This window comes from Pseudomonas sp. TH08 (assembly GCF_016651275.1).
Lineage (GTDB): Bacteria > Pseudomonadota > Gammaproteobacteria > Pseudomonadales > Pseudomonadaceae > Aquipseudomonas.
This window is the reverse complement of sequence record NZ_JAEKEE010000002.1, coordinates 101,650-121,696: the sequence shown is the minus strand read 5'-3', so window position 1 is coordinate 121,696 and position 20,047 is coordinate 101,650. Positions and strand designations below refer to the sequence as shown.

The following is a 20,047-nucleotide window of genomic DNA, read 5'->3' as shown; positions in this document are numbered from 1 at the left end:
TCCTTCGCCGGAAAAACATCGGTAAGGTAGGGGTCAGAATCCAAGACCCGCGAGGAGTAGTGATGAGCGAGGCGTTGTCCATCCACCATGACCAGGCTGGTCATCAGTTCGAGACCAATGTGGACGGTCATCGTGCCTACCTGACCTATATGGATCTGGGGAAACAGACCCTGGATATTTATCGCACGTTCGTGCCCAACGCCCTGCGAGGCCGTGGCATTGCCGCTGCGCTGACCGAAAGCGCGTTGCAGTACGCCGAAGAAATGGGCTACACGGTGATCCCGTCATGCTCCTACGTCGAGCGCTACATGGAACGCCATCAGCGCCGCGCCGCAAAAATCTGAATCGCACACACAAAAACGCCGGGCAATGCCCGGCGTTTTTTTATGCCTGCGAAACGCCGATCAGCTGCGCTGACGTTTTGGCAGTACGTCCTTGAGCTTGGCGTGCATGCTGCGCAGGGTGTTCTCGGTAGCCGACCAGTCGATGCAGGCATCGGTGATCGACACGCCGTATTGCAGGTCGGCGAGGTCTTTCGGAATCGCCTGGCAACCCCAGTTCAGGTGACTTTCGACCATCAGGCCGATGATCGACTGGTTGCCTTCAAGGATCTGATTGGCGACGTTTTCCATCACCAGCGGTTGCAGAGCCGGATCCTTGTTGGAGTTGGCGTGGCTGCAATCGACCATGATGTTCGGCTTGATCTTCGCCTTGTTCAGCGCCTGCTCGCACAGGGCGACGCTGACCGAATCGTAGTTCGGCTTGCCGTTACCACCGCGCAGGACAACGTGACCGTAGGCGTTGCCTTTGGTGGTGACGATCGACACGCCACCTTCCTGGTTGATACCGAGGAAACGGTGCGGGCTGGAAACCGACTGCAAGGCGTTGATCGCCACGGTCAGGCCACCGTCGGTGCCGTTCTTGAAGCCTACGGCCGAGGACAGGCCGGAAGCCATTTCGCGGTGAGTCTGCGATTCGGTGGTTCGCGCGCCGATGGCCGACCAGCTGATCAGATCCTGCAGATACTGCGGGGAGATCGGGTCGAGGGCTTCGGTGGCGGTTGGCAGGCCTTTTTCGGCCAGGTCCAGCAGCAACTGCCGACCGATGTGCAGACCGTCCTGAATCTTGAACGAGTCATCCAGATACGGATCGTTGATCAGGCCTTTCCAGCCGACGGTGGTCCGCGGCTTCTCGAAATACACGCGCATGACCAGATACAGGGTGTCGGAGACTTCCTCCGCCAGCACCTTGAGGCGTTCGGCGTATTCGTGGGCAGCCTTGATGTCGTGGATCGAGCACGGGCCGATCACTACGAACAGACGGTGGTCGGTGCCATCAAGAATGTTGCGAATGACTTCGCGGCCCTTGGTAACGGTGCGCAGGGCAGCGTCGCTCAGAGGGATATCACGCTTGAGCTGATCGGGAGTGATCAGGGTCTCGTTAGAGGCGACGTTTAGGTCGTTGATCGGTAAATCAGCCATCGTTTACTCGTCAGGTCACGGGTGCCGGCCGCCAGCGATCCCCGCGCGGCGGAGCACAGCAGATTTAAGCGCGTCGGGGAGCGGAACCTTAGCGCGTCAAGCGCTGCTCGACAATGGGCAAGTAACTGTTTAGAGAAGCGCGTCAGTCCAGCACTGGCTGGGCGAAAGCCTTGCGCACGCTGTCATGGGAGAACTCCTCGGCGTGTTGCTCGACCCATTGCAGCGCCAGTGCCTGAATATCCTGCAGGTCATCGTGGGCATCGTTCATGCGGCAATAGCGTTCGATCTGACACACCTGCTCACCCATTCTTGCGCTGAACAGCGTCTGTTCATCGGTGAACGCGATCCCCACCAGATAGCCCTTTTTGCGCCGCAGGCACCACGCCACATAGCCCGGATAACAGATGTCGGCATTGAGCGTCGGCATGCGCACTTGCAGCGCCGTGCCATGGCGCCAGGCGCGGTGGTAATTGCAAGCGATGCCGCCGAGGCTGATAGTGTGCAGCTGTTGCCTGGAAATACACTCAGGCTTGAGCAAGGTTAATTCAACCGGCACCTCGTCCGGATGAGGTATGAAACGTCCCATGAGCACAGACTCCCTGTGTCGGCCATTTGACATTGTTTCCCCCAGTATAGTGGTCGAATCCGAACTGACCGATTTCGATGCCGACCAACGGCTGTTGGCGATGAACGGCGTTTCTCTGGTGATTTTCACCAGTGTCGGCTGCGCCAGCTGTCGCTTCGCCCGCGAGGTCTTACCGGGATTCGATCTGGCAGTGGATCGCCTGTGCTGGATTGATGCCGGCAACAACGGCGGGTTGGTGGAGCGTTATCAGGTCTTTCATTTGCCGGCGCTGTTTGTCGTGCGCGACGGCGAGTTCTTTGGGGCATTGCACACGCGCCTGGCTGCTGATGCGCTGAATGCGGCACTGGCCCAGGCACTGGATCGAATTGCAGAGGAGTTGCCATAAATGGGGACAATCAACAAACCGGTGGTGGGGATTATCGGTACTGGGGCCATCGGCGGGTTCTACGGTTTGATGCTGGCGCGGGCCGGATTCGATGTGCACTTTCTGTTGCGCAGCGAATTCTCTGCCGTTGCCGAGCGTGGTTTGCAGGTGGACAGCGCGGTGCACGGCAAGCTGACTCTCGATCCGGTGCAGGCCTATTCCGCGGCCGAAGACATGCCGCCGTGCGACTGGCTTCTTGTCGGCGCCAAGACCACCAGCACCGCCGGCCTCGCCCCGGCGATTGTCCAGGCAGGCAAACCCGACGCGAAAGTGCTGGTGTTGCAAAACGGTCTGGACGTCGAGGACAGCCTGCGTGAACTGCTCCCCGACTCCCTGCATGTATTGGGCGGTTTATGCCTGATCTGCGTGCATCGGGACGGGCCGGGGCAGATTACCCATCAGGCCCTCGGCGCGGTGAATGTCGGTTATCACAGCGGCCCGGCCGTCGATGAGGCGGCGCGCATGGCGTTGGTCGAGGAGGGCGCCGGCCTGTTTCGCAGCGCCGGTATCGACTCGCAGGCGATGCCCAATCTGCATCAGGCACGCTGGCAGAAACTGATCTGGAACATTCCTTATAACGGTCTCTCGGTGCTACTCGGGGCGAGCACGACGCCACTGATGGCTGACGCCGACAGTCGCGCATTGATTCAGGCATTGATGGCTGAAGTGGTGCAGGGCGCCCAGGCTTGTGGCCACCAGATACCGCCCGGTTACGCCGAGTATCTGTTCACGATGACCGAGAAAATGCCCGATTACTGGCCAAGCATGCACCACGATTTTTCGCACAAGCGACCGCTGGAGCTTGAGGCCATCTATGCCCGTCCACTGGCGGCGGCGAAAGCGGCGGGCTGTGAGCTGCCGCGAATCGAGGCGTTGTATCGCAGTTTGAGTTTTATCGATCGACGCAACGTTTGAGTCGATCGTTTTTTTGTGCAAGGCGGGGGAAGGCATGGCCAAGAACATCGATGACAAACTGGTGCTGGCGATTTCGTCGCGTGCCCTGTTCGACCTGAGCGAGAGCCACAAGGTCTACCTGGCGAGCGGTGTCGAAGCCTATCGGCAATATCAGATCGAACACGAAGACGAGATTCTTGCGCCCGGCGATGCCTTCCCGCTGGTGGAAAAACTCCTGAACCTGAACAGTCGCCTCGGCCGTGCGCGGGTCGAGGTGATCCTGGTGTCGCGCAACAGCGCCGACACCGGTTTGCGCGTGTTCAACTCGATTCACCATTACGGTCTGGCGATTTCCCGCGCAGCGTTTGTCGGCGGGCGCAGTCCGTATCCGTATCTGAAAGCCTTCGGTTGCGACCTGTTTCTTTCGACGCATGCCGAGGATGTGCGCGCGGCGCTGGATGCCGGTTTTGCCGCCGCGACGATTTTGTCCGGTGGCGCCAGCCGCGCGGCCAGCGATGAACTGCGCATTGCCTTCGACGGTGACGCGGTGATTTTTTCCGACGAATCGGAGCGCGTCTATCAGTCCGGTGGGCTGGAAGCGTTTCAGGCCAAGGAACGTGAATCGGCGCGCGAGCCATTGCGCGGTGGGCCGTTCAAGGGCTTCCTCGCCGCGCTTAATCTGTTGCAGCGCGAGTTTCCCGATGACGACTGCCCGATCCGCACGGCGCTGGTCACCGCGCGGTCGGCACCGGCACACGAACGGGTGATCCGCACCTTGCGCGAATGGGATATCCGCCTGGACGAATCACTGTTCCTCGGTGGCTTGACCAAATCGGCGTTTCTCGAAGCGTTTGCCGCCGACGTGTTCTTCGACGATCAGGCCGGTCACTGTGAACTCGCCCGCGAAGTGGTCGCCACTGGCCATGTGCCGCATGGCATCAGCAACGAACCGTCGATCTAAAGCCCCTGTGCTTCAAGACGTTGCGTCGCACGTCGTACTCGCCAAGGCACTGCTAAGCTGAATCAAATCTCCGCCATGTTGGCTTGCGAGGAGGTCATATGATTCGTTCGATGCTGTATGCCACTGACCTCGGTCTGTACGCACCGTTAGTGATGCAGCATGCCCTGGCGTTGGCGCGAACGTTCAACGCCGACTTGTATGTAGTGCATGCGGTAGAACCGATGGGGCTGTTTGCCGAATCGGTGTTGCAGAGCTATCTCGACGAGCAGGCGTTGAACGAATTCCACAGCGAGGGTCTGAAAACAGTCATCGCCAATATCGAGCAGCGGGTGCTGGAGAGTTTTCGCGAAGAACTGGGGGATGAGGGCGAGCAGGATTTGCAACGGATTCGCGCGGTGCGCGTGCTGCAGGGCGATCCGTCGCAGGTGATTCTCGACCAGGTGGAGAAACTCTCCGTCGATTTGCTGATCGTAGGCAGTCACAGCCACGGGGTGGGCGCGGAAACGCCGCTGGGGCGCACGGCGACACGGGTCCTGCAATTGTCCAAGGTGCCGGTTTATCTGGTGCCACTGGTGGAACGTCGGCGGCGGGAGGATCGCTGAAGCGGGATTAATGGCGTTTTGATAAAAAAGTTCTAGATTTATTCTCCAAACCATTAATATAGTTATATACCGTCGCTGATGCCCGTGGCGTCTACCTGCTTTGAGGGATTCATATGAAGCTTCAACAATTGCGCTACATCTGGGAAGTGGCGCACCACGACCTCAACGTCTCCGCTACAGCCCAAAGCCTTTACACCTCGCAACCGGGCATCAGTAAACAAATCCGTCTGCTGGAAGATGAACTCGGTGTTGAAGTGTTTGCCCGCAGCGGCAAGCACCTGACCCGCGTCACGCCAGCCGGCGAGCGCATCATCACCACCGCCGGTGAGATTCTGCGCAAGGTTGAAAGCATCAAGCAGATCGCCCAGGAATTCTCCAACGAGAAGAAAGGTACCCTGTCGATCGCCACCACTCACACCCAGGCGCGTTATGCCTTGCCGCCGGTGATCAGCAATTTCATCAAGCAATACCCCGACGTTGCGCTGCACATGCATCAGGGTTCGCCGATGCAGATCGCTGAAATGGCCGCTGACGGCACGGTCGATTTCGCCATCGCCACCGAAGCGCTGGAGTTGTTCGGCGATCTGGTGATGATGCCGTGCTACCGCTGGAACCGCTGCGTGGTCGTACCGCAGGGCCACCCGCTGACCAAACTGCCGAAGCTGACCCTCGAAGCATTGGCCGAATACCCGATCGTGACATACGTGTTCGGTTTTACTGGCCGTTCAAAACTCGACGAAGCCTTCAGCCATCGTGGCCTGACGCCGAAAGTCGTGTTCACCGCTGCCGACGCCGACGTGATCAAAACCTACGTGCGTCTCGGCCTGGGCGTGGGCATCGTGGCGAAAATGGCGGTCGACACCAAACTCGACAACGATCTGGTGGTGCTGGATGCCAGTGAGCTGTTCGAATCGAGCATCACCAAAATCGGTTTCCGTCGCGGCACTTTCCTGCGCGGTTTCATGTGCGATTTCATTGAGAAGTTCGCACCGCACCTGACCCGTGAAGTGATGGCCAAAGCCATTCAGTGCCACAACAAGCAGGAACTGGAAGAGCTGTTCGACGGCGTCGAACTGCCGGTTCACTAAGCACCTGTCTCAAAGCACCTCGGTGACAGCAAACTGTTGCCGGGTGCCCGCCACCAGAATCTCCACCTCATCGCCTTCGAACTTGCCCAGCAGGCTTTTGCCCAGCGGCGAGCGCGGGGTGATGACGGTAATCGGTTGACCCACCACATCGACTTTCAGGCCCGCCGCATCCGGCGCCAGAAACAGCCATTGCTCGCGACCCTTTTCATCTTCCAGGCCGAGCAGGGCGCCGACCTCTATTCCACGGTTTTCATCATAGGCGCGCAGTGTCAGGTTCTGGCACAGCACCAGTGACTGACGGATTTCCTCAACCCGTTTCGCCTGCCCGGCTGCCAGGTACGACGCCTCTAAACCCAGCGTGTCGTACTTGTTTTCGGCGATGTTCTCTTCGTGGGTCGCGGTTTCGTAAGCGGTTTGCGCGGCGCGTTCGGCGATGTCGAGGTCGATGCGCAGTTTGTCGATAATCAGTTGGTGGACGCTGTGCTTGTTCATGATCAATCGCAGAATTGCAAAACGTTGGCGCGGCTCTTTTCGCTGGGCGCGGTCTGATCCTGCTGCAGCCAGAACTGGCATTTTGGGTTCGCCTGGTTACGGCTGCTGCTGCGTGCCTGATCAAGGCGATTCTGCTGCTCGTTCTTGCGCAGGTTTTCTTCGTACTGATCGAACAACGGACTCTGCGGCGGAATGTCCGGACGCTCCTGGACGGCAGCCGGTGGATTGGCCAGTTGCTGTACCGCCTGAGCGACCGGGGCCAATTGTTCGTTGAACAGAAATCGAGAGAGCAGCCAGCAGGTCAGTGCGATGGCGAGAAAGCCCAGCCACAGGCCCAAGGCAATGCTGCCGGTCAGGTGCAGCGCGCTAAGCTGAACAGGCAAGGGGCGACGCGAGTTGGGACGGTAGGGCATGGCTGCCTCCTGGCGGATGATTGCGGGCAAGTGGCGATTGTCGCACGAAGATTAATCGCCGTCGGCTCTTCTGCGCGAGGTCATTTATGCGGACAATCGCTGCTTTTGCCAACGGGAGTCTTGAATGCTGGAACTGAAACCCCGCTGGGATATTTTCTGCACCGTGGTCGACAACTATGGCGACATCGGCGTGACCTGGCGTCTGGCCCGGCAATTAGTGGCTGAGCATTCATTGGCGGTGCGGCTGTGGGTCGATGATCTGCGGGCGTTCGAGCGGATTTGCCCGGAAATCGACAGCAATGCCGCACGGCAATCGCAGCAAGGCGTCGAAGTGCGCCATTGGCCGCGCGAATGGGCACCGACCGAAGCGGCTGATGTGGTGATCGCCGCGTTCGCCTGTCAATTGCCCACTGATTACATGGACGCCATGGCCGAGCGGGCGAAACCGCCGCTGTGGATGAATCTCGACTATCTGAGTGCCGAAGATTGGGTTGTTGGCTGCCACGGCTTGCCGTCGGTGAAGTACAAATCGGTGCAGAAGATCTTCTTTTTTCCGGGGTTCCAGGCGGGCACGGGTGGACTGCTGCGTGAGCGAGGATTGCTTGAGCAGCGTCGGCAGTTTCAGCAGGATCCGCCAGCGCAGCGACAATTCCTGCAAGGTCTGGGGATCGAACGCGCGCTTGACGCTCAGTTGATTTCGCTGTTTGCCTACGAGAACGCCGGGCTGGCCAGTTGGCTCGATGTATTGGCCGCTGATGCGAAACCGACCCATCTGCTGGTGCCGGAAGGGCGAATTCTCGGCGACGTGGCGCGCTGGCTTGGGGTGGAAACCCTCAGCGTCGGCGCTATTGAGGTGCGCCACTCATTGACCGTGCAAGTGCTGCCGTTTGTCCGTCAGGATCAATACGATCGTCTGCTCTGGTGTTGTGATTTCAACGCGGTGCGCGGCGAAGACTCGTTCGTCCGGGCGCAATGGGCAGGGCGGCCGATGCTCTGGCACATCTATCAGCAGGACGAAGACATCCATCTGGACAAGCTCGATGCCTTCCTGGCGCTCTATACAAAAGGCCTGTCGCCGGCAGCCGCTGAGGCGATGAACGGTCTTTGGCAGGCGTGGAGCGCTGGTCTGCCGATTGGGGAGCACTGGCTCAATGCCCGGAATTATTGGCCAGAGCTGCAAGAAAACGCCGAGGCATGGTGTCTGGAACAAGGCTTGCTGGCCGATCTTGCCGCGGCGCTGGTACAGTTTTACCTAAATTGGATATGATACGCGGCCTAGATTTTTGTAAATCCCATCCAAATTCGGATATTCGCAATGAAAACTGGTAAAGAACTCAAACCCGGTACAGTGATTCGTCTCGAAAACGATCCTTGGCTGGTTCAGAAAGCTGAATTCACCAAGTCGGGCCGTAACAGCGCGATCATGAAGACCAAGCTGAAAAACCTGCTGACCGGTTACAAGACCGAGATCGTTTACAGCGCTGACGACAAACTGGACGACGTGATCCTCGACCGTAAAGAAGCGACCCTGTCGTTCATCAGCGGCGACACCTACACGTTCATGGACACCACTGACTACACCATGTACGAGCTGAACGCTGAAGATATCGAAAGCGTTCTGCCGTTCATCGAAGAAGGCATGACCGACGTTTGCGAAGCCGTGTTCTTCGAAGATCGTCTGGTATCCGTAGAGCTGCCGACCACCATCGTGCGCGTAGTTGACTACACCGAAGGTTCGGCTCGCGGCGACACTTCCGGCAAAGTAATGAAGCCAGCCAAGCTGAGCAACGGTACTGAGCTGCAAGTTGCTGACTTCATCGAAATCGGTGACAAGATCGAGATCGACACCCGCGAAGGCGGTTCCTACAAAGGCCGTGCTAAATAAGCACTGCTTTTCGCGGAAAGAAAAAGCCCGACCATTGAGTCGGGCTTTTTTGTGCCTGCAATTTGAGTCACTGCGCTGACCCCTGTAGGAGTGAGCCTGCTCGCGATGGCTTCAGTACAGTCGACATTTTCATTGACTGTACTACCGCTATCGCGAGCAGGCTCGCTCCTGCATTGGGATTTGCGTATGGCTTCAAACGGTGGTGTGCAGACGAACATCGACATTGCCACGGGTGGCGTTCGAGTACGGGCAGACCTGGTGCGCGGCGTCGACCAGCGATTGTGCGTCGGCTTGTTCCAGGCCTGGCAGGCTGACGTGCAAATCGATGTCCAGACCGAAGCCGCCAGGAATCTGGCCAATACCGACGTGGGCGGTGATCGAGGCGTCATCCGGGATCTTGCGTTGGGTCTGGCTGGCCACGAATTTCAGCGCGCCGATGAAGCAGGCCGAGTAGCCGGCAGCAAACAGTTGCTCAGGGTTGGTCGCTGCACCGCCAGCGCCGCCGAGTTCTTTCGGGGTGGCGAGTTTGACATCGAGGATATTGTCGCTGGAGATCGCACGACCATCACGGCCGCCGGTGGAGGTTGCGATTGCGGTGTAGAGCGTTTGCATGGTGTGAGCCTCGTCAGATGTAGTATTTCGCGCTAATTGTTTGCGCGCTAAGTAAATGCGAGATGAATGTAGCTCGCTAATATCTTGCGCGCAAGATAATTTTTGGAAGAAAGTGAAAATGCATGACGCGGCGTGGTGCATTACTGCGCCGGAAGTATTGATCTAGAGCGATGGATGGAAAGGAGGCTGACTGTAAAAAAATTTAGTCGGACAAGCATTCATCAGAAGATAAAGACCCTGTGGGAGCCGGGCTTGCCCGCGATGACGGTGTGTCAGTTGAAATTATGACGGCTGACAGCACGCCATCGCGGGCAAGCCCGGCTCCCACAGGTTTTTGTAGTGCAACTGGAATTGAGGGCTCAGGCGAGGCTGTTTTGCAGGTAGCTGCGCAGGGCCTGCAATTCGGACTGCAGGTTTTGCAGACGCTCCAGGCTGAAGCCGCTGGCGCCGAGGATGCACGGCGGAACGCTGCGCGCCTGGTCTTTCAGTGCTCGACCTTGCTCGGTCAGTTCGACAATGACCACGCGTTCATCCTCACGGCTGCGAGTGCGGCTGAGCAAGCCTTCGCCTTCCAGCCGTTTCAGCAGCGGCGTAAGTGAGCCCGGATCGGTCAGCAGCCGCGTGCTGATTTCTCCGACGGTCAGACCATCCTTTTCCCACAGCACCATCATCGCCAGGTACTGCGGATACGTCAGGCCCAGCGCTTGCAACAGCGGCTTGTAAACCTTGGTCATCATCAGTGAAGTCGAGTGCAGGGCAAAGCACGCCTGGTTGTCCAGCAGCAGTTCTTCGCAAACGTCAGGGGTGTTGTGGTCGATGGTCATATCAAAGCCTTGATCGGTGATGGGCATGAATCTAGCGCTCGAATGTTTAATGCGCCAGATAATTATCCAGCGCTAGTGACGACCCAGATCCCGCTGCAGCGCCAGATCCCAAGGGGGCACCGGGCTGAACCGCGTCTTCAGGTACTCCAGCAGCAAACGGCTGCGGGAGTGGGTCTGCTGCTCCATGCGCAGTGCGTAGATGCCCGTAGATTCAGCTTTCGGCAGGCCATTTTCGCAAAACAGCGGCAGCAGTTCCCCGCGCAGCAGATATTCGCTGGCCAGCCAGGTGGGCAAGTGGGCGATGCCCAGCCCAGCCAAGGCGCCACACACGAGTGCCTCGGCATTGTTGGCGCTCATGCGGATGCGTGCCGGACGGTGCAAGTGCATTTGCCCGTCCTGCTCGAAACGCCAGGCGAAGGGCGGGGCCAGTCCTTCCCAATCCAGTCCGTCATGCTCGTTCAACTGTGCTGGTTGCTTGGGCACGCCGCGACGCTTGAGATAGTCCGGGCTGGCGCAGGCAATGCGCACCATGCTCGCCAACGGCGTGGCGACCAGTCGTGTGTCGGCCAGTTGCCCCGCACGCAGCACCAGATCAACCTTGCCCAGGTTCGAACCGCCCATGTCGACGAAACTGTCGATCAGGTGCAATTGCACGTCCAGCCCTGGGTAGAGAACGAGGAAGTCGGCAATCACCGGCGCCAGATGCCGCCGCCCGAACGCTGCCGGGGCATCGATGCGAATCAAGCCTTCGGGTGCGCTGCTCAGGGAAACCGCTTCGGCCCGGGCCAGTTGCAGTTCGGCGACGATGCGCCGCGCTCGCTCGGCGAACGCCAGACCGGCCGGCGTAGCGAGTACGGCGTGAGTGCTGCGAATGAACAACTGGCTGCCAACGGCATTCTCCAGACTGTCGATGCGCCGCGCGACCGCTGATGGCGTCAGCGGATGACGGCGCGAGGCGGCGGAAAAGCTGCCACTCTCCAGCACATCGAGAAACAGCCCGAGTTGATCGGTCAATTGATTGGGATTCATGTGGATTCAACGCTTGTGCGATATCGGCACAGCCATTGTGCGTTGCTGTGCGTTTCCCCGCCAGCCGTGACTGCGTAGGATGAATCGCCTGACGTGAGAGGAATTTGGCTGTGATGGAGTTTTTGTTGTACCTGCTGTTCGGCGCGGCGCTCGGCACGCTCGGAGGTATCTTCGGCATCGGTGGCGGTTTGATTGCCATTCCATTGCTCGGCGTGTGGTTCGGGCTGGATCAACAGATTGCCCAGGGTACGGCGCTGGTGATGGTGGTGCCCAACGTGATGCTGGCGCTGTGGCGCTACCACCAGCGCAATCGCATCGAACTGCGCCACGCTTTGCCGTTGGCGGTAATGGGATTCTGCTTTGCCTGGATCGGCTCGATCTGGGCGGTGGGCATTGATGCGCAAACCATGCGTATCGGCTTCGTCGCGTTTCTTGTGGTGCTGTCGGCCTACAACCTGCTGAAAATGTTCGGTCGTCAACCCGCTACCACTTCCGAAATGCGTTATTCGTGGCCGTGGCTCGGCGTACTCGGTGCGGCGTCCGGGACCATGGGAGGGTTGTTCGGTGTTGGTGGGGCGGTGGTAGCGACGCCGGTGCTGACCAGCCTGTTCGGTACCACGCAAGTGGTTGCCCAGGGTTTGTCGCTGGCGCTGGCATTGCCGAGCACAGGCGTCACCCTGGTGACTTACGCGGTGCACCACGAAGTGGACTGGATGATCGGCCTGCCGCTCGCCATCGGCGGTCTGGCCAGCATCAGTTGGGGGGTGAAGGTCGCCCACGCGATGCCGGAGAAACTCCTGCGTGGGCTGTTTTGCGGCTTTCTGGTGCTGTGTGCGGTGATGCTCGCGTTTAAAGTTTAAAACCTTCGACGATGTGCTCGGCCAGGCACTCGGTGATCGGCGACGGATTGTTCAGGTTGCGGATCAGCATAATGCTCGCCTCGGGCAGCAATGGCAGGTCTTCGGCGGCGCCGAGAATGCGCATGTCCGGGGTGATCAGGCTCTCCAGTTGGGCGGTAATCGCCAGACCTGCGCTGACCACGGCCATCAGCGCCGACAAACTGGTGCTGTTGTAGGCGATACGGTAATCGCGGCCCATCGCGTCCAGCGCGTTGCATGCCCACAAGCGGCAGAAACAATCACTGTTGAACATCGCCAGTGGCAGCGGTGTTTGCTCGTGGGCGCTGAAGTTCTGCGCTTCAGCCCAGACGAAACGCTCCTTGCGCAGCAATTGGCCGATCTCGTTACCCGGCTCGCGAGTGACGATCGATAGATCGAGATCGGTGCGTTGCAGCAGTTGTTTGGTCGACTCGCAGTGCACTTCGATCTGGATCAGCGGATAGAACTGTGCGAATCGCGAGAGGATCCCCGGCAGAAAGCGCATCACGTAATCATCCGGCGTACCGATGCGTACGGTGCCGACCATGTGTGGCTCGCGCAACGTGTTGAACACTTCGCTGTGCAGTTTGAGGATGCGCCGCGCATACCCGAGCAGCACCTGGCCTTCCGCAGTCAGGCGCACCTGACGGCCGTCGCGCTCGAATAGCTGGCGCTGCAACACGTCTTCTTCCAGACGCTTCATCTGCATGCTCACCGCCGATTGCGTGCGGTTGACCATCTCGCCTGCGCGAGTAAAGCCACCCTGGTCGGCAATCGCGACAAAGGTGCGCAGTACATCGGTATCGATACTCGGGTAGGCCGACAATTGATGAATCTCCGTGATGCATGCCATCAGAAACATTCGTTGGATTGATCTTAGCGCCGGCGCGAGACTTGAGCCATCCACATGGAGGGCAACACGATGAAAGGTCAAAGCGAGTATGTAAGGGACGATAAATTTGCCGGTCACGGCCATATCGTTTCCGATTTGCTGCACAAGTTTAGCCGCTGGTACGAACTGCACCGCGAACGTGAGTTGCTCGCCAGTCTGAGTGACGAGGCGTTGAAGGACATCGGGATCAGCCGTGCCGATGTCGAACATGAAGCGGTGCGGCCGTTCTGGGACGACCCAATGCACAAATGATCAGGGCATTACTACACAAACAACTTTCAGGTGAGGTAGGTTGCGAGCAGACAAGGAGATGCTCATGCCCGCGACACTGTCCTTTTCCCTCAAACAGGCTCGACGTCTGGCGCTGGCTGCCCAAGGGTTCAACGGGCGCCAGCCGCCGACCGTCAAGGCAACGCACGTCAACCGGCTGATCGAACGGCTGGGCCTTTTGCAGATTGATTCCGTCAACGCCGTGGTGCGCTCGCACTACCTGCCGCTGTTTTCCCGTCTCGGCGCCTATTCTTCCGATTTGCTCGACCAGGCCGCCTGGAGTTCGGGGCGACGTCGTACGTTGTTTGAATACTGGGGGCACGAGGCGTCGTTGCTGCCGCTGTCGATGTATCCGCTGATGGGCTGGCGGATGCAGCGGGCCAGGCGTGGCGAAGATATCTATCAGCAATTGGCAAAGTTTGGCCGCGAGCAGCCAGACGTGGTGCGCCGGGTATTGAGCGCAGTCGAAGAGCGTGGCGCATTGGGTGCTGGCAGTCTGTCGACTCGCGAAGACAAGCCCGGCCAATGGTGGGACTGGAGCGCGGAGAAGCATGCGCTGGAATGGTTGTTCGCTGCCGGTGAGGTGACGGTGGCCGGACGGCGCGGTTTTGAGCGTTTGTACGATTTGCCGGAACGGGTGATTCCCTCCTCGATCCTGCAACGGACAGTGCCGGATGATGCCGAGGCGCAGCATGGACTGTTATTGCATGCGGCTGAGGCTTTGGGGGTTGGCACGGAAAAGGATCTGCGTGATTACTTCCGTTTGAGTCCGGCTGACGCACGTCCGCGTCTGGCCGAGTTGGTCGAGGCTGGAGAGTTGTTGATGTGCGAAGTCGCCGGTTGGCGGCAGATCGCTTATTGCCTGGCGGAGCCGAAAGTCCCGCGCAAGGTTGTCGCCAGTGCGCTGCTGTCGCCCTTCGATTCATTGATCTGGGAGCGTAGCCGGACGGAGCGGCTGTTCGACTTCCGCTATCGGCTGGAGATTTACACACCGCAGGACAAGCGGGTTTACGGCTATTACGTGTTGCCGTTTTTGCACAACGAGCGCATTGCTGCGCGGGTCGATCTGCGCGCCGAGCGGGCGTCAGGACGGTTGGCGGTGCATGCGGTGCACGAAGAGGAAACGGGGTTGGATGAGGAGGGGATGTTGGCGCTGGCGGTGAATTTGCGGCGGATGGCGGATTGGTTGGGGCTTGCGCGGATACAGCTGAATTGTCAGCGCGAGAGTGCCGCACGATTGCGGGTGGCATTGACGCAGATCGGCTGTGACTGAACTGAAGCCATCGCGAGCAGGCTCACTCCTACATTGGAGTGCGCTACCCCTGTAGGAGTGAGCCTGCTCGCGATAGGGCCGGCGCGGTTTAGCGGCGGACTTGCTTCAGGGTTTCAGCAATCAGGAACGCCAACTCCAGCGACTGATCAGCATTCATCCGCGGATCACAATGCGTGTGATACCGATCCGACAACCCGTCTTCAGTAATCGGCCGCGCGCCACCAATGCACTCGGTGACATTTTGCCCGGTCATCTCGATGTGAATACCGCCGGCATAAGTACCTTCTGCTTCGTGCACCTGGAAGAACTGTTTGACCTCACCAAGGATTTGCGCGAAGTCGCGGGTCTTGTAGCCGCTGCTGGCCTTGATGGTGTTGCCGTGCATTGGGTCGGAACTCCACAGCACCTGCTTGCCTTCACGCTGCACCGCACGAATCAGCGCTGGCAGGTGATCGCCGACCTTGTTCGCGCCCATGCGCGCGATGAGGTTCAGGCGGCCCGGGTCGTTGCTCGGGTTGAGCACGTCGATCAGGCGAATCAGGTCGTCCGGGTTCATGCTCGGGCCGACTTTGACGCCGATCGGGTTGTTCACGCCGCGAAGGAATTCGACATGCGCGCCGTCTAGCTGACGGGTACGGTCGCCGATCCAGAGCATGTGCGCCGAGCAATCGTAGTAATCATTGGTCAGGCTGTCGCGACGCACGAAGGCTTCTTCGTAGTTCAGCAGCAGCGCTTCGTGAGCGGTGAAAAAGCTGGTTTCGCGCAGTTGCGGCGAACTGTCCATGCCGCAGGCACGCATGAACGCCAGCGTTTCATCGATGCGGTCGGCGAGGTGGCTGTACTTCTCGGCCAGCGCCGAGTTGGCGATGAAATCGAGGTTCCATTTGTGCACCTGATGCAGGTCGGCAAAACCGCCTTGGGCGAAGGCGCGCAACAGGTTCAGCGTCGCGGTGGACTGGTGATAGGACTGCAGCAGGCGTTCCGGATCCGGCACGCGGCTCTTTTCGTCGAAGCCGATGCCGTTGACGATGTCGCCACGGTAGGCGGGCAGGGTCACGCCGTCGATAGTCTCGTCGTTGGCCGAGCGCGGCTTGGCGAACTGACCGGCCATGCGCCCGACCTTGACCACCGGGCAACCGGCCGCGAAGGTCATGACGATCGCCATTTGCAGCAACACTTTAAAGGTGTCGCGAATCTTCGCTGCGGAGAATTCGGCGAAGCTTTCCGCGCAATCGCCGCCCTGCAGCAGGAACGCCCGGCCCTGAGTCACTTCGGCAAACTGACGGCGCAGTTCGCGCGCCTCGCCGGCAAACACCAATGGCGGATAACTGGCCAGGGTTTGCTCGACCTGGCGCAGGTGCGCGGCGTCGGGGTATTGGGGTTGTTGCTGGATCGGCAGGGCGCGCCAGCTGTCAGGGCTCCACGGTTGGCTCATCACGGTCTCTAAGGTTCTACGCACGGAAGGCCATGGTATCAGCAAATTAGTGCGTGACCTGTTCCTGCCCCTTCGCCGACAATCGCCGTTTTGCCACGGCGCCATAGCGGTGCCATCGCGTCACCGCGCCCGGTGACCATCAGGAGACGAAATGACTGAGGAGCGCGTCGAGCATCTGCTCGCCGAAGTACAGGATGAGTTCGGCGTGATTCGCGTGCTGGAAGTGGCTGATTATCGCTTTCTGGAATTCGGTGATGCGATCGAGCAGAGCTGCGTGTTCACTGCTGACCCGAGCTGGCTGGAATACGACTACACCCGCGCGATGCTGATCGGCGCGTTGTGCCATGAGCTGCCGGAGAGTGCGCTGTTTCTCGGGCTGGGTGCGGGGACGTTGACTCAAGCGTGCCTCAAGTTCTTGCCGCTGGAAGACGTCGAAGCCATCGAGTTGCGCCCGGACGTGCCGCGCCTGGCCATCGAATACCTTGGGCTGGACGATGATCCGCGTTTGTATATCCGTGTCGGTGATGCGTTGGAGTTGTTGCCGACGGCGGAACCTGCGGATCTGATCTTCGTCGACCTCTACACTGACGTCGGGCCGGGTGTCGGGCATCTGGCGTGGGGTTTTCTCGGTGATTGCCAGAAGCGTTTGAATCCGGATGGCTGGCTGGTGATCAACCAGTGGGCTACCGATGATGGCCAGCCACTGGGCGCGGCGCTGTTGCGCGGGCTCTATCACCGGCATTACTGGGAGCTGCCGGTGAAGGAGGGCAATGTGATTCTGCTGGTGCCGGCGGACCTCGATCAGGAGCTGGACATGCAGGCGCTGAGCGCCCGGGCCGAAGCACTGGCGCCGCAGTTGGGCTACTCGCTGGAGTCGTTGATCAAGGCGATTCGCCCGGCCACATGATTCGTCAGTGATGGCCCCTTCGCGAGCAGGCTCACTCCTACATTGGAATGCGTTCCCTCTGTAGGAGTGAGCCTGCTCGCGATGACGTCCTCACGGACACCATACTTTCAAATACCTTTGAATATTCCGGGGCGCCGTTCCACCAAAGACCGTACCCCCTCCTTGGCATCCTCGCTCGCCAGCAACTTCTTCACCAACGCCGGCAATCCCTGTGCCGCCGCCGTCTCACCCTCATACCGCGCCTGGCGCGCCGACATCAACGTTGCCTGCACCCCTAACGGTGCCTGCCGGGCAATCCGTTCGGCCAGTTCAATCGCCCGTGGCAGCAAATCCTCACTGGCCATCACTTCCTGCACCAACCCCAAGCGCAACGCATCGTGCGCATCAAACTCGTCACCGGTCAGCAACCAGCGCATCGCGTTGCCCCAACCGGCGATCTGCTGAAAACGCAACGTCGCGCCACCAAAAGGAAAGATCCCACGCTGTACTTCCATTTGCGCGAAGCGGGTATTGCTCGCACAAAGATTGATATCAGCAGCCAGCATCAATTCGATACCGATGGTCAGGCAATAACCCTGCGCAGCGACAATTACCGGTTTGCTCACCCTTGGCCCGACGAATACACCCCACGGATCACAACCGCCGGTCGGAACCCGCCAGCCTTGCGCCAGCGCCGAGCTGGCATTCACTAGATCGAGACCGGCGGTAAAGTGCTCGCCGTGGCCGAACACCACGGCCACCCGGGCTTCACTGTCGGCCTCGAACTCGCCGTAAGCCAGGCTTAGGTCATTGAGCAGGTCGAGGTCGAAAGCATTGCGTTTGGCCGCTCGGTCCAGGCCGATCAGATGGACATGACCACGACGTTCACGGCTGACGCGGCCGGGGCAGGGCTGACTCATGGATAAATCCTCGGGCGGGAAGGGCGGGGGCAGCGGCGGTATGCCGCACATCGGTGAATCGTTTAAGCGTCATCGCCCGCAGGGCCGGGCCTTTGAAAAATAGCCCTTCGCACGATTATCCGCAAAACCCCGTTACACAGCGGTGACACACGCATTCAGGCGATAAAAAAAGCTCCCTTTTTGGGCAAAATCCGGTATAGTGCGCGCCGGCCTTTAACCGGGCCGCGTTTAGGTAGCGCAATTTCCCGAAGTCAGCTTCGGCTGCACGTCCGCATTGCGGGCTCTTCCCGGACGATTCTTTTTTTCATTCATTCGTTTTCGCAAATCCCCGCCGACAAAGCTGCCAGGGCGACTCTTGAGTCTCAACACGGCATGCGCAGCTTTGGAGCATGGGTCTTTGCGGATGCACTTAGAGGCAGACCCATGACCCAGGAAACCGGCGGATTCGCCGCTTTTAATCTTAACCCGAATATTCTTGCAGCCGTCGCAGCGACCGGCTACGAAGAGCCTTCGGCGATTCAGCAGCAATCGATCCCGATCATCATGGCCGGCCAGGACATGATTGGCCAAGCGCAAACCGGTACCGGTAAAACCGCCGCGTTCGCTCTGCCTATTCTGCACCGCATCGATCCTGCCAAGCGCGAACCGCAAGCCCTGATCCTGGCGCCAACCCGAGAGTTGGCGCTGCAAGTAGCAACCGCTTTTGAAACCTACGCCAAGCAAATGCCAGGCGTCACCGTTGTTGCCGTTTACGGCGGCGCGCCGATGGGCCCGCAACTCAAGGCTATCCGTAACGGCGCACAGATCGTTGTCGCCACTCCGGGCCGTCTGTGCGACCACCTGCGTCGCGACGAGAAAGTTCTGTCGACCGTGAACCACCTGGTTCTCGACGAAGCTGACGAAATGTTGAAGCTGGGCTTTATGGATGACCTGGAAGTCATCTTCAAGGCTCTGCCAGCGACCCGTCAGACCGTTTTGTTCTCGGCTACCCTGCCGCAGTCGATCCGCGCCATTGCCGAACGCCATCTGCGCGATCCGCAACACGTGAAGATCCAGACCAAGACCCAGACTGTTACCGCGATCGAACAGGCTCACCTGTTGGTTCACGCTGACCAGAAGACTTCGGCCGTTCTCAGCTTGCTGGAAGTGGAAGATTTCGACGCTCTGATCATGTTCGTACGCACCAAGCAAGCGACCCTGGATCTGGCCAGTGCCCTCGACGCCAAAGGCTACAAAGCCGCTGCGCTGAACGGTGACATCGCCCAGAACCAGCGTGAGCGCGTCATCGACTCGCTGAAAGATGGCCGTCTGGACATCGTTGTGGCGACCGACGTTGCTGCTCGTGGTCTGGACGTTCCGCGCATCACTCACGTGTTCAACGTTGACATGCCGTACGATCCGGAATCCTACGTTCACCGTATCGGCCGTACTGGCCGTGCCGGTCGCGAAGGTCGTGCACTGCTGCTGGTGACTCCACGTGAGCGCCGCATGCTGCAAGTGATCGAGCGTGTAACCGGTCAGAAAGTTGCTGAAGTCCGCCTGCCGGACGCACAGGCAGTTCTCGATGCACGCATCAAGAAACTGACCAACAGCCTGTCGCCGCTGGTTGCTGATGCCGAGTCGACTCACGGTGAACTGCTTGATCGTCTGACTGCAGACATCGGTTGCACTCCGCGTGCTCTGGCTGCTGCGCTGCTGCGCAAAGCCACCAACGGTCAAGCGCTGAACCTGGCGGCGATCGAGAAGGAACGTCCACTGGTGCCGAACAACGCACCGCGTGGCGACCGTCCTGAGCGTACTGGTGACCGTCCTGATCGTGGTGACCGCGAGCGTCGCGCGCCAATGCCTTTGGGCGAAGGCCGTGCTCGTTGCCGTACCGCGCTGGGTGCGCGTGACGGTATCGCTGCGAAAAACCTGCTGGGCGCCATCCTCAACGAAGGTGGTCTGGCCCGTGAAGCGATCGGTCGCATCCAGGTGCGTGACAGCTTCAGCCTCGTCGAGCTGCCGGAAGATGGTCTGGACAAACTCCTGACCAAACTGAAGGACACTCGCGTTGCCGGTAAGCAGCTGAAACTGCGTCGCTATCGCGAAGATTGATCCGCCCTTGGGCTGATTGATCGAACATAAAAAATCCCCGACTGGTTCGGGGATTTTTTTGTCTGTTTTTGGATTCACACAAAACTCTGTGCGAGCTGGCTTGCC

The 20,047-nt window shown here is 59.5% G+C and carries 23 protein-coding genes; 13 read left to right on the top strand and 10 right to left on the bottom strand.

Going from position 1 to position 20,047, the window contains the following annotated elements; translation table 11 throughout:
- Positions 1-62: 62 nt before the first annotated feature.
- The gene (locus JFT91_RS10180) at positions 63-344 is read left to right on the top strand and encodes a GNAT family N-acetyltransferase (protein ID WP_003226804.1); all 282 of its coding nucleotides are present in this window, start codon (positions 63-65) and stop codon (positions 342-344) included.
- Positions 345-404: 60 nt separating this feature from the next.
- Here JFT91_RS10180 and JFT91_RS10175 read toward each other — a convergent pair whose 3' ends face one another.
- Complete coding sequence (locus tag JFT91_RS10175) at positions 405-1,481, bottom strand: 3-deoxy-7-phosphoheptulonate synthase (RefSeq protein ID WP_201232316.1); 1,077 nt, start codon at positions 1,479-1,481, stop codon at positions 405-407.
- Positions 1,482-1,623: 142 nt separating this feature from the next.
- Positions 1,624-2,067 (bottom strand): PilZ domain-containing protein, encoded by a 444-nt coding sequence (locus tag JFT91_RS10170; protein ID WP_201148625.1) that lies wholly within the window; start codon positions 2,065-2,067, stop codon positions 1,624-1,626.
- Here JFT91_RS10170 and JFT91_RS10165 point away from each other — a divergent pair.
- The 5 genes from JFT91_RS10165 (at position 2,066) to cysB (ending at position 6,036) form a co-directional block, all read left to right on the top strand.
- Positions 2,066-2,452, top strand: coding sequence for a thioredoxin family protein (locus tag JFT91_RS10165; protein WP_201232315.1), 387 nt, complete (start codon positions 2,066-2,068; stop codon positions 2,450-2,452). The genes JFT91_RS10170 and JFT91_RS10165 overlap by 2 nt on opposite strands.
- Entirely contained in the window at positions 2,453-3,406 is a 954-nt protein-coding gene (locus JFT91_RS10160; protein WP_201232314.1) for a putative 2-dehydropantoate 2-reductase, read from the top strand.
- A 34-nt stretch (positions 3,407-3,440) separates the two neighbouring features.
- Positions 3,441-4,346 (top strand): 5'-nucleotidase, encoded by a 906-nt coding sequence (locus JFT91_RS10155; RefSeq protein WP_201232313.1) that lies wholly within the window; start codon positions 3,441-3,443, stop codon positions 4,344-4,346.
- Between the two features lie 98 nt (positions 4,347-4,444).
- Positions 4,445-4,948: a universal stress protein gene (locus tag JFT91_RS10150; RefSeq protein ID WP_201232312.1), complete on the top strand. Its 504-nt coding sequence runs from the start codon at positions 4,445-4,447 to the stop codon at positions 4,946-4,948.
- A gap of 113 nt (positions 4,949-5,061) precedes the next feature.
- On the top strand, positions 5,062-6,036 hold the full coding sequence (gene cysB, locus JFT91_RS10145; protein ID WP_007908591.1) for an HTH-type transcriptional regulator CysB: 975 nt from the start codon (positions 5,062-5,064) through the stop codon (positions 6,034-6,036).
- Positions 6,037-6,045: 9 nt separating this feature from the next.
- Here cysB and JFT91_RS10140 read toward each other — a convergent pair whose 3' ends face one another.
- Together JFT91_RS10140 and JFT91_RS10135 are read right to left on the bottom strand one after the other, a co-directional pair.
- A complete protein-coding gene (locus tag JFT91_RS10140; protein WP_201230821.1) occupies positions 6,046-6,528 on the bottom strand; it encodes a GreA/GreB family elongation factor in 483 nt (160 codons plus the stop codon).
- 2 nt (positions 6,529-6,530) lie between these two features.
- Complete coding sequence (locus JFT91_RS10135; protein ID WP_201232311.1) at positions 6,531-6,941, bottom strand: hypothetical protein; 411 nt, start codon at positions 6,939-6,941, stop codon at positions 6,531-6,533.
- Between the two features lie 124 nt (positions 6,942-7,065).
- Here JFT91_RS10135 and earP point away from each other — a divergent pair, with 124 nt between their 5' ends.
- Together earP and JFT91_RS10125 are read left to right on the top strand one after the other, a co-directional pair.
- Positions 7,066-8,208 (top strand): elongation factor P maturation arginine rhamnosyltransferase EarP, encoded by a 1,143-nt coding sequence (gene earP, locus JFT91_RS10130; protein ID WP_201232310.1) that lies wholly within the window; start codon positions 7,066-7,068, stop codon positions 8,206-8,208.
- Between the two features lie 48 nt (positions 8,209-8,256).
- Positions 8,257-8,826 (top strand): elongation factor P, encoded by a 570-nt coding sequence (locus JFT91_RS10125; RefSeq protein ID WP_123534886.1) that lies wholly within the window; start codon positions 8,257-8,259, stop codon positions 8,824-8,826.
- 192 nt (positions 8,827-9,018) lie between these two features.
- Here the strand turns inward: JFT91_RS10125 and JFT91_RS10120 are convergent, their stop codons facing one another.
- From JFT91_RS10120 to JFT91_RS10110, 3 genes are all read right to left on the bottom strand, one after another.
- Entirely contained in the window at positions 9,019-9,438 is a 420-nt protein-coding gene (locus JFT91_RS10120) for an organic hydroperoxide resistance protein (RefSeq protein ID WP_201232309.1), read from the bottom strand.
- 359 nt (positions 9,439-9,797) lie between these two features.
- The gene (locus JFT91_RS10115) at positions 9,798-10,262 is read right to left on the bottom strand and encodes a MarR family winged helix-turn-helix transcriptional regulator (protein WP_201230806.1); all 465 of its coding nucleotides are present in this window, start codon (positions 10,260-10,262) and stop codon (positions 9,798-9,800) included.
- A 72-nt stretch (positions 10,263-10,334) separates the two neighbouring features.
- Entirely contained in the window at positions 10,335-11,291 is a 957-nt protein-coding gene (locus JFT91_RS10110; protein ID WP_201232308.1) for a LysR family transcriptional regulator, read from the bottom strand.
- 110 nt (positions 11,292-11,401) lie between these two features.
- Between JFT91_RS10110 and JFT91_RS10105 the strand changes: the two genes are divergently transcribed.
- Positions 11,402-12,151 (top strand): TSUP family transporter, encoded by a 750-nt coding sequence (locus JFT91_RS10105; protein ID WP_201232307.1) that lies wholly within the window; start codon positions 11,402-11,404, stop codon positions 12,149-12,151.
- Here the strand turns inward: JFT91_RS10105 and JFT91_RS10100 are convergent.
- Positions 12,141-12,995, bottom strand: a complete 855-nt coding sequence (locus JFT91_RS10100; RefSeq protein ID WP_026000633.1) for a LysR substrate-binding domain-containing protein — start codon at positions 12,993-12,995, stop codon at positions 12,141-12,143. The two genes, JFT91_RS10105 and JFT91_RS10100, sit on opposite strands and share 11 nt — an antisense overlap.
- A gap of 96 nt (positions 12,996-13,091) precedes the next feature.
- Between JFT91_RS10100 and JFT91_RS10095 the strand changes: the two genes are divergently transcribed.
- Both JFT91_RS10095 and JFT91_RS10090 read left to right on the top strand, forming a co-directional pair.
- Entirely contained in the window at positions 13,092-13,313 is a 222-nt protein-coding gene (locus JFT91_RS10095; RefSeq protein ID WP_201230799.1) for a DUF1127 domain-containing protein, read from the top strand.
- A gap of 64 nt (positions 13,314-13,377) precedes the next feature.
- A complete protein-coding gene (locus JFT91_RS10090) occupies positions 13,378-14,604 on the top strand; it encodes a winged helix-turn-helix domain-containing protein (RefSeq protein ID WP_201232306.1) in 1,227 nt (408 codons plus the stop codon).
- 88 nt (positions 14,605-14,692) lie between these two features.
- Here the strand turns inward: JFT91_RS10090 and JFT91_RS10085 are convergent, their stop codons facing one another.
- Positions 14,693-16,039: a class II 3-deoxy-7-phosphoheptulonate synthase gene (locus JFT91_RS10085; protein WP_103304747.1), complete on the bottom strand. Its 1,347-nt coding sequence runs from the start codon at positions 16,037-16,039 to the stop codon at positions 14,693-14,695.
- Between the two features lie 151 nt (positions 16,040-16,190).
- Here JFT91_RS10085 and JFT91_RS10080 point away from each other — a divergent pair, with 151 nt between their 5' ends.
- A complete protein-coding gene (locus tag JFT91_RS10080; RefSeq protein WP_201232305.1) occupies positions 16,191-16,946 on the top strand; it encodes a spermidine synthase in 756 nt (251 codons plus the stop codon).
- A 107-nt stretch (positions 16,947-17,053) separates the two neighbouring features.
- Here the strand turns inward: JFT91_RS10080 and JFT91_RS10075 are convergent, their stop codons facing one another.
- Positions 17,054-17,845 carry a crotonase/enoyl-CoA hydratase family protein gene (locus JFT91_RS10075; protein ID WP_201232304.1) on the bottom strand — a complete coding sequence of 264 codons (792 nt, stop codon included), beginning with the start codon at positions 17,843-17,845 and terminating at the stop codon, positions 17,054-17,056.
- 423 nt (positions 17,846-18,268) lie between these two features.
- On the opposite strand from JFT91_RS10075, the gene JFT91_RS10070 reads away from it, so the two are divergent.
- Positions 18,269-19,942: a DEAD/DEAH box helicase gene (locus JFT91_RS10070; RefSeq protein WP_008088238.1), complete on the top strand. Its 1,674-nt coding sequence runs from the start codon at positions 18,269-18,271 to the stop codon at positions 19,940-19,942.
- Positions 19,943-20,047 lie beyond the last annotated feature (105 nt).

Coding starts and splice junctions, on each gene's coding strand:
- JFT91_RS10180 (WP_003226804.1), top strand. CDS start 63: ATGAGCGAGGCGTTGTCCATCCACCATGACCAGGCTGGTCATCAGTTC.
- JFT91_RS10175 (WP_201232316.1), bottom strand. CDS start 1,481: ATGGCTGATTTACCGATCAACGACCTAAACGTCGCCTCTAACGAGACC.
- JFT91_RS10165 (WP_201232315.1), top strand. CDS start 2,066: ATGAGCACAGACTCCCTGTGTCGGCCATTTGACATTGTTTCCCCCAGT.
- JFT91_RS10170 (WP_201148625.1), bottom strand. CDS start 2,067: ATGGGACGTTTCATACCTCATCCGGACGAGGTGCCGGTTGAATTAACC.
- JFT91_RS10160 (WP_201232314.1), top strand. CDS start 2,453: ATGGGGACAATCAACAAACCGGTGGTGGGGATTATCGGTACTGGGGCC.
- JFT91_RS10155 (WP_201232313.1), top strand. CDS start 3,441: ATGGCCAAGAACATCGATGACAAACTGGTGCTGGCGATTTCGTCGCGT.
- JFT91_RS10150 (WP_201232312.1), top strand. CDS start 4,445: ATGATTCGTTCGATGCTGTATGCCACTGACCTCGGTCTGTACGCACCG.
- cysB (WP_007908591.1), top strand. CDS start 5,062: ATGAAGCTTCAACAATTGCGCTACATCTGGGAAGTGGCGCACCACGAC.
- JFT91_RS10140 (WP_201230821.1), bottom strand. CDS start 6,528: ATGAACAAGCACAGCGTCCACCAACTGATTATCGACAAACTGCGCATC.
- JFT91_RS10135 (WP_201232311.1), bottom strand. CDS start 6,941: ATGCCCTACCGTCCCAACTCGCGTCGCCCCTTGCCTGTTCAGCTTAGC.
- earP (WP_201232310.1), top strand. CDS start 7,066: ATGCTGGAACTGAAACCCCGCTGGGATATTTTCTGCACCGTGGTCGAC.
- JFT91_RS10125 (WP_123534886.1), top strand. CDS start 8,257: ATGAAAACTGGTAAAGAACTCAAACCCGGTACAGTGATTCGTCTCGAA.
- JFT91_RS10120 (WP_201232309.1), bottom strand. CDS start 9,438: ATGCAAACGCTCTACACCGCAATCGCAACCTCCACCGGCGGCCGTGAT.
- JFT91_RS10115 (WP_201230806.1), bottom strand. CDS start 10,262: ATGACCATCGACCACAACACCCCTGACGTTTGCGAAGAACTGCTGCTG.
- JFT91_RS10110 (WP_201232308.1), bottom strand. CDS start 11,291: ATGAATCCCAATCAATTGACCGATCAACTCGGGCTGTTTCTCGATGTG.
- JFT91_RS10095 (WP_201230799.1), top strand. CDS start 13,092: ATGAAAGGTCAAAGCGAGTATGTAAGGGACGATAAATTTGCCGGTCAC.
- JFT91_RS10090 (WP_201232306.1), top strand. CDS start 13,378: ATGCCCGCGACACTGTCCTTTTCCCTCAAACAGGCTCGACGTCTGGCG.
- JFT91_RS10085 (WP_103304747.1), bottom strand. CDS start 16,039: ATGAGCCAACCGTGGAGCCCTGACAGCTGGCGCGCCCTGCCGATCCAG.
- JFT91_RS10080 (WP_201232305.1), top strand. CDS start 16,191: ATGACTGAGGAGCGCGTCGAGCATCTGCTCGCCGAAGTACAGGATGAG.
- JFT91_RS10075 (WP_201232304.1), bottom strand. CDS start 17,845: ATGAGTCAGCCCTGCCCCGGCCGCGTCAGCCGTGAACGTCGTGGTCAT.
- JFT91_RS10070 (WP_008088238.1), top strand. CDS start 18,269: ATGACCCAGGAAACCGGCGGATTCGCCGCTTTTAATCTTAACCCGAAT.